Raw genomic sequence first — 13,327 nt, forward strand, 5'->3', positions numbered from 1 at the left:
TCTAGAATCGAATCCATGACCACGAGGACGGACGCCCCCACCCGCCGCGAGCAGATCCTCAAGGAGGCCGCCCGCCTCTTTGCCGAGCGCGGCTTCCACGGCGTCGGTGTCGACGAGATAGGTGCCGCCGTCGGCATCAGTGGCCCCGGGCTCTACCGGCACTTCCCCGGCAAGGACGCGATGCTCGCCGAGCTGCTGGTCGGCATCAGCGAGCGGCTGCTGGCGGGCGGGCAGCTGCGCGTCTCGGAGGACGCGGCCTGCGAGGGCGGCTCCCCGCAGGCCCTGCTCGACGCGCTCATCGAGGGGCACATCGACTTCGCCCTCGACGACCGCCCCCTGATCACCCTCCACGACCGCGAGCTGGACCGGCTGCGGGACGCCGACCGCAAGCGGGTCCGCCAGCTCCAGCGGCAGTACGTCGAGGTGTGGGTGGAGGTGGTCCGCGAGATGTACCCCGACCTGCCCGAGCACGAGGCCCGCGCCGCCGTCCACGCCGTCTTCGGCCTGCTGAACTCGACCCCGCACCTGGGCCGGCCCGGCGCGCAGCCGGACCGTGCGGACACGGCGGCACTGCTGCACCGGCTGGCGCGCGGGGCGTTCGAGGCGGCGGCCCGCGCGTAGGGCGGGCCGGCGGGTGTCCGGCGGCTGTGTCCGCGATTTCCGCCCGGCCTTGAATATATGAATTGATGCGAAAGGGGTGAGGGGTCTCCTCATATTCCCTTTCCTTTTCCTCGACGAGCTCCGTCGGTCGCAGTGTCGCGAGGCCCCCAGGCTTATGGTTTGAGCTGTCCCACCCACGCCTGATGGGGAATTTAAATGAAAACATGTCAGGTTTCGATCGTTGTCCCCTGTTTCAATGAGGACGAGGTCATCGAGGTATTCCACCGTGCGTTGATCTCCGCCCTCGAACCGACTCGGCGGACCTTCGAGATCTGTTATGTCGACGACGGCAGCAGCGACCGGACCAGGCTTCGGATCGGTTCGCTCGCCACTGCGGACCAACGGGTCCGCTACACCTCCTTCAGCCGTAATTTCGGCAAGGAGGCCGCCATGCTCGCGGGACTGCGCATGTCCCGCGGCGACGCCGTCGTCCTCATGGACGCCGACCTCCAGCACCCGCCCGAACTGCTGCCCCGCATGCTGGAGCTGCGGCAGCGCGGCTACGACCAGGTCGTCGCGCGGCGCGACCGTGCGGGAGAAGGCGCCCTGCGTACCTTTCTCAGCGCCCTCTACTACCGGGCCATGGGCCGGTGCATGGACGTCGAGGTCGTCGACGGCGAGGGCGACTTCAGGCTGCTGTCGCGCACCGCCGTGGACGCCGTGCTCGCGCTGCCCGAGACCAACCGGTTCTCCAAGGGGATCTTCTCCTGGATCGGCTTCGACACCGTCGGTTTCACCTACCGGAACATGCAGCGCGCGGCGGGGGATTCGAAGTGGGGCGGCAGACGCCTGTTCAACTACGGGATCGACGGGCTGATCTCCTTCAACAGCCATCCGCTGCGCCTGGCCATCCACATCGGCCTCGCGCTCGCGCTGGCGGCACTGGGATACGCCGTGTGGACCATCGTCGGCGTCGTGCTCCACGGTGTCGTCGTACCCGGCTACACCACCCTGCTGACCGCCGTCGTGGCGCTCGGCGGAATCCAGCTCGCCACGCTCGGCGTCATCGGCGAATACGTGGGACGGATCTACTCCGAGTCGAAACGCCGCCCGCACTACCTGGTGCGGGAGACGGACGAATCTCCGCACGTCCTCCCGGTCGATATTCCGGCAGAGGTGCGTTCGGGCCCGTCCGCCCCCGAGGGGGGGAGGCCGTCGGCGCGACGCACCGGGGCGACCGCGCTCGGGGTGTCGAGGAGGCGCACCGTACGCCAGTTCATCGAATTCGGGTTGATCGGAATCATCAATACGGCGGTATATCTGGCGGTATACGCCTCGTTGAATGTCTGGATTCCCTATCTGGCCGCACATGTCATCGGATACGCGGTCAGCGTCGTGGGATCATTCCTGCTCAACTCCTGCATCACGTGCCGCACGAAGCCGACCTGGCAGGCCTTCGTCCGGTATCCCCTGTCGAGCGTCGTCAATCTCGTACTCACCGGAATTCTGCTCTACCTCGGCGTGAGCAGGCTGGGCATGGACAAGAACATCGCCGCCGTGGCCGCGGGGATTCTCGCCACCCCCTTCTCGTTCCTGCTCGCCCGCTGGGCCATCGACTCCGGTGCTGCCCTCGCCCGACAGGGCGGCGGCCCGGCCGGGAGCAGTACCGGACACACCACACCGTGAACCCACCACCTGAACTTCTTGGCGTGCAAGACGCGAGCAGCGTACGAAGGGCACCAGTGCACATGACCACGGACACGTCGAAATCCGCCGGCACACAGGCGGAGAGCGAGGAATCCCCCCGGCCGGAACCCCGTTCGGGCCCCGGGCGGCGATGGGCGGCGATCGGGGCGTCGGGCCTTGCCCTGCTGCCGCTCGCCCTGCTCGGCGCGGCCTTCTGGATCGGCCGGCTGGTCCGCCCGGGAGGGGACGACTGGTGCTTCCTCCCGGTCGTACGGGACGGGGGCGCCTCCGGGATGATCGGGAAGTTCTTCCTCCACGACAACGGACGCATCGCCAACGCGCTGCTCGTCATCGGGTACGGATCCTTCGGCGTCCCGGGCCATCAATGGTTCGCCCTGGTCAGCGGGGTGCTCATGCTGGGCATCCTCTGGGCGCTGATCGCCTGTGCGCTCAAGAGGGCCGGGCTGACCGCGCCGCGCGGGCTGGCGCTGCTGGTGGGCGCGACGACGGCGGCGCTCTTCTTCTTCGCGACGCCCAACCCGTACAAGGCGTTCTACTGGCCCGCCTCCTCCGTCTCGCACACCGTCGCACCGGTGCTGGCCTGCGCCGCCGTGATCCCGCTGCTGCGCGCACGGACACGGCGGGGACGCGACTTCGCGCTGGGCGTCGCGTACCTGGCGGGGATCTTCATCGGAACCCTGTCGGAGGAGACGGCGATCGTCGTGTTCGTCGTGCTCGCCGCCGTCCTGCTGATGAGCCGGTGGGCCCTTCCCGGGGCCGGCTGGACCCGTACGCGCGTCTGGTGCGTGGTCGCCTTCGCCGGGGTCGCCGTCGGGACGGTCATCCTGTACCTGTCGCCCGGCGCGCGCACCCGGCGTGGACGGTTCGGCGCCGACAGCGCCTCCATGTTCGGCCCGGAGGCGCTGACCACGGCGCTACGGGCGTTCGGACACGTCCTGGGGACGATCTTCACGACCTGGCAGTACCTGGGAGCGGTCGCCGTCGGCGTGCTGCTGGGCCTGCTGGTGCGCGGAGGCGGGCGGGGAACGGACGCGCCGGAGGGGTCCCTGTGCCGCAGGCCCCTCCTGGTGGTTCTCGTCGGATTCCTCGCCTTCCTGGTCTCCGGCTACCTCTGCGTCGTCGTCGCCTACCCGGCCTTCGGGGCGAGCGTGGCGAACGCGTCGCGCATCTGGGGCGACTTCCTCCTGTTGTACGTGCTGCTCCTGGTCGGCGTCGGTGCCCTGGCGGGACGGGCGTTGCGGGCCCGCAGGTGGGGGATCCGCGCGGCGACGGCGGCGGTCGCCGGCGTCGTGTGCGCCGCGACCTGCGTCGGCCTCGCCGTCCCGCTGCTCCGGCTGGAACGGCAGATGGAGGTGCGCGCCCAGCGGTGGGACCGGCAGGACCGCTCGCTGAGGAACGGGGCGGCGCGCGGCGCCAAGGTGCTCCCGTACACGCCGGTATCGGTCAGCGGGATGCTGGAGCCGTTCGGCAACCACGGCCGGCGGGCGTGGCCGGCGCAGTGCGTCGCCCAGTACTACCACCTGAAGAAGATCACGCACTCGACCCGGCTGCCCTGACCGGCGGGCCGGGCCGATCGATCAGTCGTGCAAGACACCCGGCACACTGTGCACACCTGACGGCACAATGGGTTCATGCCGATACCCAGCCGCGCCGCCCTCGTCGAACATCTCGTCCGCACGCGTATAGCCGGAGACGTCGCCACACCGCGCGACAACAACCTCTCCCACTACCGCAAGCTCGCCAACGGCGACCGCCACTACTGGCTGGGTCTGGAGCTCGGCGAGCGGTGGTGCGACGAGCAGGACGTACTGGCGGTGATGGCCGAGCGCTGCGGGGTCAGCGACGACCCGGAGCACCGGTTCGGGCAGGACACCATCGACCCGGAGCTGACGGTCGACGCCCTGGAGCGGATGGCGGCGCGGCTGCGGAAGGCGGCGGCGGGATCGGAGCGGGTGCTGTTCGCGACCGGGCACCCGGGCGGGCTCCTCGATGTGCACCGGCAGACCGCGGACGCGCTGCGGGCCGCCGGATGCGAGATCGTACGGATCCCCTCGGGGCTGATCGCCGACGAGGGCATGGTGTTCCAGTTCGCGGACGTCGCGGTGCAGGAGCGCGGCGCGACCCTCTGGCACACCCACTCGCCCGCCCCGATGGCCGCCATCCTGGACGGCCTGGAGCGCGAGGGCCGCCCGCTGCCGGACCTGGTCGTCGCCGACCACGGCTGGGCGGGGTGCGCGGCGCAGCGCGGGCTGGACGCGGTGGGGTACGCGGACTGCAACGACCCGGCGCTCTTCCTCGGCGAGGCGGAGGGGACGCTCCAGGTGGCCGTCCCGCTGGACGACCATGTGCTGGACCCGCGGTTCTACGACCCGATGACGGAGTACCTGCTGGACGCGGCGGGGCTGATCCAGAGCTGATCCAGAGCGGATACAGGACTGGTCCAGGACTGGTCCAGGGCGGATCCAGGGCGGATCCGAGGCCGATCCCGGCCGCACGGCCCGGTCAGGCCGATCCGGGCCCGGTACCGGTACCGGGCCCGCGCAGCCGCTGCCTCAGGCCCGGGGTCGGGTCCAGGTACACCCGGCGGATCGACGGATAGCGCTCCCGCAGCTGCTCCTCCGCCTCCTCGCACGCCCACTCGATCTGCTCGGCGGTCGAGGCGTCCCGGAAGTCGATCTTCGCGGCGATCAGGATCTCGGCCGGCCCCTGGATGAGCGTGGTGAGTTCCAGTACCTCGATGATGTGCGGGACGGAGAGCAGTTCCTCGCGGATGCCGGCGCGCATCTGCTGCGGCACCGGACGGCCGATCAGCAGCTGGGCGTTGGACCGGCCCAGCACCCAGGCGACGTACACCAGCAGCAGACCGATCAGGATCGACGCGATGCCGTCCCAGACGCCGGAACCGGTCAGCTGGCCGCCGAGCAGTCCGCCCGCGGCGAGCAGCAGACCCGCCAGCGCCGCCGAGTCCTCCATCACCACGGCCTTGACCGCGGTGTCGGGGGTGTGGCGGAAGTAGTGCCCCACCGGCGCCCGCAGCCGCGCGGCCTCGCCGCGGACCTGCCGGAGCCCGGTGCGCAGCGAGTAGGCCTCCAGCAGGAAGGCCACCGCGAGCACGAGGTACGAGACGAGCGGATTGCCGAGCTCCTCGCCCGCCGCGAGGGTGTGGATGCCGTCGTAGACGGAGAAGACCGCGCCGCCGACGAACGTGGCCACGGAGGCGAGCATCGCCCAGATATAGCGCTCGGGGCCGTAGCCCAGCGGGTGTTCCTCGTCCGCGGGCTTCTCGCTGCGTCTCAGCGCGGTGAGCAGCAGCAGCTCGGTGACCGTGTCGGCGACCGAGTGCGCCGCCTCGGAGAGCATTGCGCTCGATCCGCTGATCAGCCCGGCGACGGCCTTCGCCACCGCGATGCCGAGATTGGCGGCGGCCGCGACGATCACCGTGAACGTGGACTCCCCACCACCGGTCTTCGCGTCGCTCATGGGATCGTCCATGGTCTCGTCGCTCATGGTGGGGAGTATGTCCGAATCGGCGAGCCGTGGCCCGTCGGCGCAGGGCGCTTCAGCCCCGGGGGACGCGGACCACGCCCTCCTGGATGACGGTGATCGCCAGCCGGCCGTCCTGCGTGTGGATCCGGGCCTGACCCAGCCCGCGCCCACCGGACGCGGACGGCGACTCCTGGTCGTACAGCAGCCATTCGTCGGCCCGGAACGGCCGGTGGAACCACATCGCGTGGTCCAGGCTCGCGCCGACCACGTCGCCGACCGCCCAGCCCCCGCGCCCGTGGGCGAGGAGCACCGAGTCGAGCAGCGTCATGTCGGAGACGTACGTCGCCATGCAGACATGGAGCAGCGGATCGTCCGCGAGCTTGCCGTTGGTGCGGAACCACACCTGGGAGCGGGGCTCGCGCGGTTCGCCGACGCTGCCGAAGGGCGGGGCGTCCACGTAGCGCAGGTCGACCGCGGCCCGCGCCTCGATCAGCCGGTCCACGACCCCCGGCTCGCTGAAGCGGTCCGCGTACCGGGGGAGCAGCTGCGCCGCCGTGGGCAGCGTCTCCGGGTCCGGGGCGGGCGGCATGGCCGCCTGGTGCTCCAGGCCCTCCTCGTACGTCTGGAACGAGGCCGAGAGATGGAAGATCGGCTGGCCGTGCTGGACGGCGACGACCCGGCGGGTGGTGAAGGAGCGGCCGTCGCGGATGCGGTCGACGCTGTAGACGATCGGCGCGCCCGGGTCGCCCATCCGCAGGAAGTAGGAATGCAGGGAGTGGGCGGTCCGGTCGGCGGGGACGGTGCGGCCCGCGGCGACCAGGGCCTGGGCCGCGACCTGGCCGCCGAAGACGCGGGGCACGACCGCCGAACGGCTCGTACCCCGGAAGATGTCCCGCTCGATCTGCTCCAGGTCGAGCAGATCGAGCAGGGAGTCGAGTGCTGCGCTCATGGAACGAACGTAGCCGCTCTCACAGGCCCATGGACTTGGCGATGATCGACTTCATGACCTCGCTGGTGCCGCCGTAGATGCGGTTGACCCGGTTGTCCGCGTACAGGCGGGCGATCGGGTACTCGTTCATGTAGCCGTAGCCGCCGTGCAGCTGGAGGCAGCGGTCGATGACGCGGTGCGCGACCTCGGTGCAGAACAGCTTCGCGGAGGCGGCCTCGGCGGCGGTCAGCTCACCGGCGTCGTGGGCCTCGATGGCGCGGTCGCAGACGGCTTCGGCGGCGTCCACCTCGGCCTGGCAGGCGGCCAGTTCGAACTTGGTGTTCTGGAAGGACGCGACGGTCTTGCCGAAGACGGTGCGCTCGGAAACGTACTGCTGGGCGAACCGGACGGCCGCCTTGGCCTGGGCGTACGCGCCGACGGCGATGCCGAGGCGCTCCTGCGGGAGGTTCTGGCCGAGGTAGGAGAAGCCCTTGTTCTCCTCGCCGAGGAGGTCCTCGACCGGCACCTTGACGTCGACGAAGGCCAGCTCGGCGGTGTCGGAGGTGCGCAGGCCCAGCTTGTCGAGCTTGCGGCCGACCGAGTAGCCCTCGGCCTTGGTGTCGACGACGAGGAGCGAGATGCCGTGCCGACGGTCGTCCGCCCTGGGGGCGTCGGTGCGGGCGCAGACGATGACCCGGTCGGCGTGGACGCCACCGGTGATGAACGTCTTGGCGCCGTTGAGGACGTAGTGCGTGCCGTCCTCGGAGAGCTTGGCGGTGGTCTTCATGCCGGCCAGGTCGGAACCGGTGCCCGGCTCGGTCATGGCGATGGCGTACATCGACTTGCCGGTGACGAAGTCCGGCAGCCAGCGCTTCTTCTGCTCCTCGGTGGCGTACGCCTTGATGTACGGCAGGCAGAGCAGCACATGCACGCCGGAGCCGCCGAAGTTGACCGCCGCGCGGGCGCACTCCTCGGAGATGATCGCCTCGAACTTGAAGGACTCGACCCCGGCGCCGCCGAACTCCTCCGGCACCTCGATGCCGAATATGCCCAGCTCGGCGAGCTTGTAGTAGAAGTCGCGGGGCACCTGGCCGGCCGCGAACCACTCGTCGTAGACGGGGGCGACCTCGGCCTCGATGAAGGCGCGGATGGTCTCCCGGAACGCCTCGTGGTCCTCGTTGAATACCGTACGGCGCACGGGGGTGCCTCCTTGGTCAGCTTCGGGCGAGCTTCGCCAGCCTGGCTAAGCGCTTGCTCAGATATGTTGAGAAGTTACCCGGGGGTCACCGAGGCTGTCCAGGGTGATGCGCAGCACGCCCAGGCGGGCCGGACGGCCGCGGACACGCACAAAGCCCTCCCCGGCCACCGGCCTGGAAGGGCTCCTGGCGTGCTCCTGGCCGCCTACTGGGGCTTGAAGGAGCGGATCTGGTAGCTCCCCTGGAGGTTGCCGCCGTTTCCGGCGGGGGTGGATCCGACCCGGGCGTTGTAGTTGGTCTGGGTGTAGTACTGGACGCGGTGCCCGGTCGCGTTCCACACGGAGCGGACGTTCTGGCCGCGCTGGATGAACGAGCAGTCGTCGGCGGTATTCGCCCGCTGCTTGTCCGACCACTGGCAGCGGGTGCCACCTCCGTTCCAGTCGCTGTAGATACAGAAATATCCGGGGCTGCAGCTGTAGGAAGCCCTGGCGCTCTCGACGGCGGCGTTCTCGGCCGCCGCGACGGCGACGGGCCCGGCGCCGAGTCCCAGGGCCAAGGCGATCGAGGTGACGGTGAGCGCACTGATGCGATGCATGGCGGAAACCTCTTCTTCTGACGGAGGCCAGGGCTCCGGACCCTGGTCATCAGCAGCGTGGCACGGCTGCGACCTGCGCAGACAGGCGGAATCGGGGGCGCTCGAAGCTCGCTTCGAAGGGCACGGTGCCCCTGTGCGCACCGGCGCGAACGCCCGCCCCGGACGGCCGGCGGCGGGTGCCCCGTGCCCGGCCGGCCGCGCGTCGTAGGGTGGGTTCCTCCGGGGGTGGACCATGTTCGAGGGCGTACGCACCGTGATGGTTTTCGCGGCGGACCCCGAGGTTTCCGCGCGGTGGTACGGGGAGCTGCTCGGCGTCCCGGCGCGGGTCGATGTCGCTGACACGGGCGCCGTCTACGCCTGGGTCGTGACCGGCGGGGTCGAGCTCGGCTTCCACCCCGTCGACGACGCGCGCAATCCGAGGGGCGGCAGCCCGGTCGTGTACTGGAGCGTGGCCGACGTGGCCGCGGTCCGGGAGCGGCTGCTGGCCGCCGGCTGCGAGCACCACCGGGGCCCCCTGGTGATCGAGCCGGGCCGCCGCATCGCGCAGCTCCGCGACCCGTTCGGCACGATCATCGGCATCGACGGCCCGTAAGGCCTCTCGCGGGGCCTCGTCCGGGCGCCCCCGGTGTCCTGATCGCGCGGCTCGGGCGACGGTCGCACGGAGGAGCGGTGGTGATCCGTGAACCGTGCGACGGCGCGGCCGACCGCGCTTGTGTCGCAGGAATCACGCCAAGCGCACACCCATCCGTCATATGACTAATGGTCATTTTCCTTTCAGCTGGTGTTGACGCGGGAAATGAGCTGGATGAAGGGCCTGAGCAGGCCGACACGTGCGAGAAGGACGGCCCCGCACCCGTCCGGCGCATCCGGTCCGACCGCGAGCTCCGCGGGCACCGCGCGCCACATCACATGAATCTGCGGATCACACAGGACGAACCAGGGCCTCTCACGGCACCCGGGTCGGTCCGCGGCACCGACTCCGCGGGTTCATCGGGCGATCCGTGAGCCGCCCCGCCGTGCCGGAACCACGACACACGGAGGTCCCATGCTGGGGGTGAAGCACCCGGAGGCGAGCTGGGTTCAGGTGAACCTGGCCCCGCAGCCGCTGTCCTGGCCGCGCCTGTACGAATGGCTCGCCGGCACCGCACACGACCTCCTCGGCGCACGCGCCGCGCGTGCCTTCTTCTTCATGCACAAGCCGCCCGGCCTGCGCGTGCGCTTCCAGGCGTACGGCGCCGACGCCACCCTCCCGCTGCGGGCCGAACTCATGGACCGGATCAAGGAGTTCGGCGAACTGGCCGGACCGCCGGTGTGCACGGTGTACGAACCGGAGTCCTACCTCTTCGGCGGCCCCGGCTCCATGCCCTGGGTGCACGAGGTGTTCACCGCGGACTCCCTGGCCTGGCTCGACCACCACACCCGGCGGCCCGGGGACGGCGGCGGGCACGCCGCGGCCGACTGGCGGCTCTCCCTCTTCCTGCTCCGCGAGCTGTTCGACGGCCTGCACATCGTCGGCTGGGAACACCGGGGCGTCTGGGAAGCGGTGCGCACGGACACCGGACGCGGCCTCCCCGAGGGTCTGCGGGACGCCGCGCTCCGCCGGGCGGCCCAGGGCATCCGCGCCCACTGGGAACGGCCCCGCGCACAGCTGCTGGCCGGCCTGCCCGAGGCGTTGCGCGCGGGCCAGGAGCGCCACGGCGAGGCGGTACGCCGGGCCGCGGACCACTGGCGCACCGGCTACTTCGAGTCCGGTGACGCGGTGCGCGGCCCGCGCCGTGCCGCCGCCTACGCCGTGATCTTCCACTGGAACCGGGGACGGCTCTCGTACGCCCGCCAGAGCCTGGTCACCGAGGCGCTGGCCGACGACGGGGCGGTGGACTGACATGACCGAACTCCACGCCGTCCCCCGGGCCCATGCCCGGCCCGGCACCTCCAACGGCCGGCTCCTGGGCGCCACCGCCCTGGTGCGCGCATCCGGAATCCCCGGTTCGATGTGGACGGCCGCAGGCGGTTCCGGGCTGTTCGGCCGGGTCGTCGAGCACGCCGACACCGTCGAGCGGCAGTCCGCGCACGCCCGGCGGCTGGCCGAGGCGCTGAGCCTCGTCGTCCCCGACCGACGCCTGACGGACAGCGAGCGCCGCGCCGTGCTGGCCCTGCGGCGGCGACTGCACTCGGGCTCGGCGCCGGCTCCGGCGGACTGCGGATTCCTGGCGGCGCTGACCGCCGCACCCGACTGGCTCGTACGGGGGGCCGGCGAGCTGTGCCGTGCCGCCGGATCGGCGCACGCGACCCGGGCGGAACTGGAGCGGGCGCTCCGCGACGAGCGCGAGCGGGTGGGCGCGCTGGCCTGGTCGCTGGTGTCGTCCAGCCCGGTCCTGCGGGAATTCCTGGAGACCGCGAGCCCCGGGCTGGCGGAAGAGGTGACCGCCCGCCTGGCCGACGGCGAATCGTGGAGCGGGAAGCGGCTGCGCAAGCGTTCCGCGTACCTGTGGCGGGCCGTGGGCCGGGCGGCGGCGAAGACCACGCCGCGCGGCTGGGTGGGGCAGGTCGCCCCGGTCCCGGTCGGCGGTCCGGGGCCCGGCCTCCCGGACACGGCCGTCGGCGCCGCGGCGGACGGGGCGGGCCTCCGGCTCCTCACCCCCGGCGCCGAGCTGGCCGAGCTGGCCGCCGCCGCCGTGGAGAACGTGCACGCGGTACGCACCCGGGCCGGTGCGCGGGACCTGCGGACCGCCGACCCCGGGACCGCGCTCGCACCCGCCCCGCTGTACCTCACCGAGGACGGCGGCGAGGACGGAGCGGGCGGAACGCTGCGCTGCTACGCGATCGACCCGGACGACCCGGGGCGGCTGCGGCAGATCGCGGTCCGGCGTACCGCGCTGCTGGACCTGCTGCTCACGCTGTTCGCCGAAGGGCCGCGCACCCTCGCGGAACTGGAGCGCGCGCTGCCGGTCGCCGACCCCGTCGTGCTGCGCGGCTTCCTCACCCATCTGATGGGGCGAGGCGTGCTCCAGCTCTGCGCCGCCCCGCGCCGTCGGCACAGCGCCTGGTCCCCGGCCGCCCAGGCGGTCGGCGCCGGTGGACTGCCCGGGTGCACCGGCCCCGGCGACCACGAGCAGGACGGCTGGTTCCTCGACTCCTACCGCCGCCTGGACGCACGCGTACCCGCCGGGGCCGCGGCCCGCGTCCAGCGCGCGCTGCGCACCGCCCACCGCCTGGCCGGGCTGCGCCGGGCCGACGCCGACACGGCGTCCGGGACGCCTCCGCCCGTGCCGGGCACCGAGCAGTTGGACGAGCGCCCGCGTCCGGCCGGCGAGATCCTGGCCGCTCTGCTGTCGTCGGACGCGACACCCCCTCCCGCGCCGAACCGGCGCCGCTACCCGGGATGGCACCGGGCCCACGGCCCGGGGTCCGGGTACGCCCGGCTCCTCGCCCATCTCGCCGCCCGCCGCGACGAGACACAGGTGGACGTGGACGACGACCTCCTGGACGCCCTCGGGGCACCGCCGGCCGAGGACGTGGTGCCGTCCTGGCCGTTGGACTGCCTGCTGCGCCCGCTGCCGGGGCCGGGGCCGCTCGCGGTGCTGGAGACGGCCTCGCCCGCCGGAATCATCGACGCCCGGTTCGCCGAAGCGCTCCGGGCCCTGCACGGCGGCCACGACACCGTCGACGCCTACCGGGACTTCCTGGCCGCGGTGGAGCGGCGATCCGGTGTGCGCTTCGTCGAACTGCTGGTACCGCCGGTCACGGACCACGCCGCGAACACCGTCCGACGGCCCGTCATCACCCGCTGGTGGACGGGCGATCCCAGCCCGTCCGCGTACTTCGGCCCCGGTGGACCCGAGCAGCGCTACCTGCCGCTGGACCGCATCACCCTGCGGCGGTCGGGCCACCGCATCGTCGCCGAGGCGGACGGCGAGCGTGTGGTGCCCGTCTACCACGCCACCCGCAACCCGATGCCGCCGTACGACCGGCTGGTGCGGCTGCTGCTGTCCGCCGGGCACCCCTGGGCGGGAACCGTCCTCAGCCTGGACGGCCTCGCCGCGGCCTTCCCCGCGTGCGGCGACGTCATCCGCCTGCCGCGGCTGACGGCCGGCACGGACCTGGTCGTCTCCCCGGCCACGTGGCGGGTGCCACGGGACCGCCTGTGGCGGCGGAACGACGGGGATCTCGACCGGGTACGGGTGCTCGCCTCGCTCAGGCGGTCCGCCGGTATGCCGCGATTCGTCTTCGTACGGCCCGCCTTCGAGGCCAAGCCGGTGCCGGCCGACCTCGAAGCACTGACCGCGCTGAACGCCATCGAGCGGACCTGTGCCGCGCTGCCCGGTGACGAGCTGGTCTTCGAGGAGATGCTGCCCGGTCCGCAGGGGCCGGGGCTGCGCGACGCGCTGCACCGGGGCGAACCGGTGGCCGCCGGGCTGTTGCTCAGGCTCCCCTTCGACCGGACCTCCGAGGAGCTGGCGGTGTCCGCCGCCGCGCTCATCCATGACGTCCCCGGCCCGCCCGCACCCGGTGCGGCGGCTGCCGGGGCGGCCCGCACCCAACAGGGAACACCAAGGAAGCAGGAGGAAATCCCATGCCCATCATGGAACTCACCGACCTCGACACCCTGATCGACGAGCTGGACGAGAGGATCACCAGCGCCGATCTGCCCACCGTGGAGGCCGGCGACAGCCTGGCGTGCAGCATCATCGTGTGCGCGTCGACCATCTGTGGATCCGGCATCGGCTGCTGACGGCTCCCCACCGGACACCGTCCGCCCACCGTTGAGTTGAACGGAGCCACCCGGACCGGTTCCGGGTGGCTCCCCGACCCGGA

The 13,327-nt window shown here is 71.9% G+C and carries 12 protein-coding genes; 8 read left to right on the plus strand and 4 right to left on the minus strand.

What is annotated here, in order from left to right; genetic code table 11:
• Nucleotides 1–15 precede the first annotated feature (15 nt).
• From ACFV8T_RS03855 to ACFV8T_RS03870, 4 genes are all read left to right on the plus strand, one after another.
• On the plus strand, nt 16–621 hold the full coding sequence (locus tag ACFV8T_RS03855; protein ID WP_385324161.1) for a TetR/AcrR family transcriptional regulator: 606 nt from the start codon (nt 16–18) through the stop codon (nt 619–621).
• 195 nt (nt 622–816) lie between these two features.
• Nucleotides 817–2,286 carry a glycosyltransferase gene (locus ACFV8T_RS03860; protein ID WP_385324164.1) on the plus strand — a complete coding sequence of 490 codons (1,470 nt, stop codon included), beginning with the start codon at nt 817–819 and terminating at the stop codon, nt 2,284–2,286.
• 62 nt (nt 2,287–2,348) lie between these two features.
• The gene (locus ACFV8T_RS03865) at nt 2,349–3,863 is read left to right on the plus strand and encodes a DUF6056 family protein (protein WP_385324167.1); all 1,515 of its coding nucleotides are present in this window, start codon (nt 2,349–2,351) and stop codon (nt 3,861–3,863) included.
• Between the two features lie 75 nt (nt 3,864–3,938).
• On the plus strand, nt 3,939–4,724 hold the full coding sequence (locus ACFV8T_RS03870; RefSeq protein WP_385324170.1) for a phosphatase: 786 nt from the start codon (nt 3,939–3,941) through the stop codon (nt 4,722–4,724).
• An 85-nt stretch (nt 4,725–4,809) separates the two neighbouring features.
• Here the strand turns inward: ACFV8T_RS03870 and ACFV8T_RS03875 are convergent, their stop codons facing one another.
• The 4 genes from ACFV8T_RS03875 to ACFV8T_RS03890 all read right to left on the minus strand — a co-directional run bounded on the left by ACFV8T_RS03875 (nt 4,810) and on the right by ACFV8T_RS03890 (nt 8,512).
• Nucleotides 4,810–5,814, minus strand: a complete 1,005-nt coding sequence (locus ACFV8T_RS03875; RefSeq protein ID WP_385324172.1) for a cation diffusion facilitator family transporter — start codon at nt 5,812–5,814, stop codon at nt 4,810–4,812.
• Between the two features lie 52 nt (nt 5,815–5,866).
• Nucleotides 5,867–6,742 (minus strand): acyl-CoA thioesterase, encoded by an 876-nt coding sequence (locus ACFV8T_RS03880; RefSeq protein WP_385324174.1) that lies wholly within the window; start codon nt 6,740–6,742, stop codon nt 5,867–5,869.
• Between the two features lie 19 nt (nt 6,743–6,761).
• Complete coding sequence (locus ACFV8T_RS03885; RefSeq protein WP_385324177.1) at nt 6,762–7,919, minus strand: acyl-CoA dehydrogenase family protein; 1,158 nt, start codon at nt 7,917–7,919, stop codon at nt 6,762–6,764.
• Nucleotides 7,920–8,122: 203 nt separating this feature from the next.
• Complete coding sequence (locus ACFV8T_RS03890) at nt 8,123–8,512, minus strand: peptidase inhibitor family I36 protein (protein WP_385324180.1); 390 nt, start codon at nt 8,510–8,512, stop codon at nt 8,123–8,125.
• A gap of 232 nt (nt 8,513–8,744) precedes the next feature.
• Between ACFV8T_RS03890 and ACFV8T_RS03895 the strand changes: the two genes are divergently transcribed.
• The 4 genes from ACFV8T_RS03895 to ACFV8T_RS03910 all read left to right on the plus strand — a co-directional run bounded on the left by ACFV8T_RS03895 (nt 8,745) and on the right by ACFV8T_RS03910 (nt 13,244).
• Complete coding sequence (locus ACFV8T_RS03895) at nt 8,745–9,104, plus strand: VOC family protein (RefSeq protein ID WP_385324182.1); 360 nt, start codon at nt 8,745–8,747, stop codon at nt 9,102–9,104.
• A gap of 453 nt (nt 9,105–9,557) precedes the next feature.
• Entirely contained in the window at nt 9,558–10,394 is an 837-nt protein-coding gene (locus ACFV8T_RS03900; protein ID WP_385324184.1) for a thiopeptide-type bacteriocin biosynthesis protein, read from the plus strand.
• 1 nt (nt 10,395) lies between these two features.
• Nucleotides 10,396–13,122: a lantibiotic dehydratase gene (locus ACFV8T_RS03905; RefSeq protein WP_385324187.1), complete on the plus strand. Its 2,727-nt coding sequence runs from the start codon at nt 10,396–10,398 to the stop codon at nt 13,120–13,122.
• Nucleotides 13,086–13,244: a hypothetical protein gene (locus tag ACFV8T_RS03910; RefSeq protein ID WP_385324190.1), complete on the plus strand. Its 159-nt coding sequence runs from the start codon at nt 13,086–13,088 to the stop codon at nt 13,242–13,244. The genes ACFV8T_RS03905 and ACFV8T_RS03910 overlap by 37 nt, the downstream gene beginning before the upstream one ends.
• The last annotated feature ends 83 nt before the right edge of the window (nt 13,245–13,327 follow it).

It is taken from the genome of Streptomyces sp. NPDC059832 (assembly GCF_042731715.1).
Lineage (GTDB): Bacteria > Actinomycetota > Actinomycetes > Streptomycetales > Streptomycetaceae > Streptomyces.

Bases quoted from the DNA above. Each gene is read 5' to 3' on its own strand.
- ACFV8T_RS03875 (WP_385324172.1), bottom strand. From the start codon at position 5,814: ATGAGCGACGAGACCATGGACGATCCCATGAGCGACGCGAAGACCGGT.
- ACFV8T_RS03895 (WP_385324182.1), top strand. From the start codon at position 8,745: ATGTTCGAGGGCGTACGCACCGTGATGGTTTTCGCGGCGGACCCCGAG.
- ACFV8T_RS03890 (WP_385324180.1), bottom strand. From the start codon at position 8,512: ATGCATCGCATCAGTGCGCTCACCGTCACCTCGATCGCCTTGGCCCTG.
- ACFV8T_RS03880 (WP_385324174.1), bottom strand. From the start codon at position 6,742: ATGAGCGCAGCACTCGACTCCCTGCTCGATCTGCTCGACCTGGAGCAG.
- ACFV8T_RS03870 (WP_385324170.1), top strand. From the start codon at position 3,939: ATGCCGATACCCAGCCGCGCCGCCCTCGTCGAACATCTCGTCCGCACG.
- ACFV8T_RS03905 (WP_385324187.1), top strand. From the start codon at position 10,396: ATGACCGAACTCCACGCCGTCCCCCGGGCCCATGCCCGGCCCGGCACC.
- ACFV8T_RS03855 (WP_385324161.1), top strand. From the start codon at position 16: ATGACCACGAGGACGGACGCCCCCACCCGCCGCGAGCAGATCCTCAAG.
- ACFV8T_RS03865 (WP_385324167.1), top strand. From the start codon at position 2,349: ATGACCACGGACACGTCGAAATCCGCCGGCACACAGGCGGAGAGCGAG.
- ACFV8T_RS03900 (WP_385324184.1), top strand. From the start codon at position 9,558: ATGCTGGGGGTGAAGCACCCGGAGGCGAGCTGGGTTCAGGTGAACCTG.
- ACFV8T_RS03910 (WP_385324190.1), top strand. From the start codon at position 13,086: ATGCCCATCATGGAACTCACCGACCTCGACACCCTGATCGACGAGCTG.
- ACFV8T_RS03860 (WP_385324164.1), top strand. From the start codon at position 817: ATGAAAACATGTCAGGTTTCGATCGTTGTCCCCTGTTTCAATGAGGAC.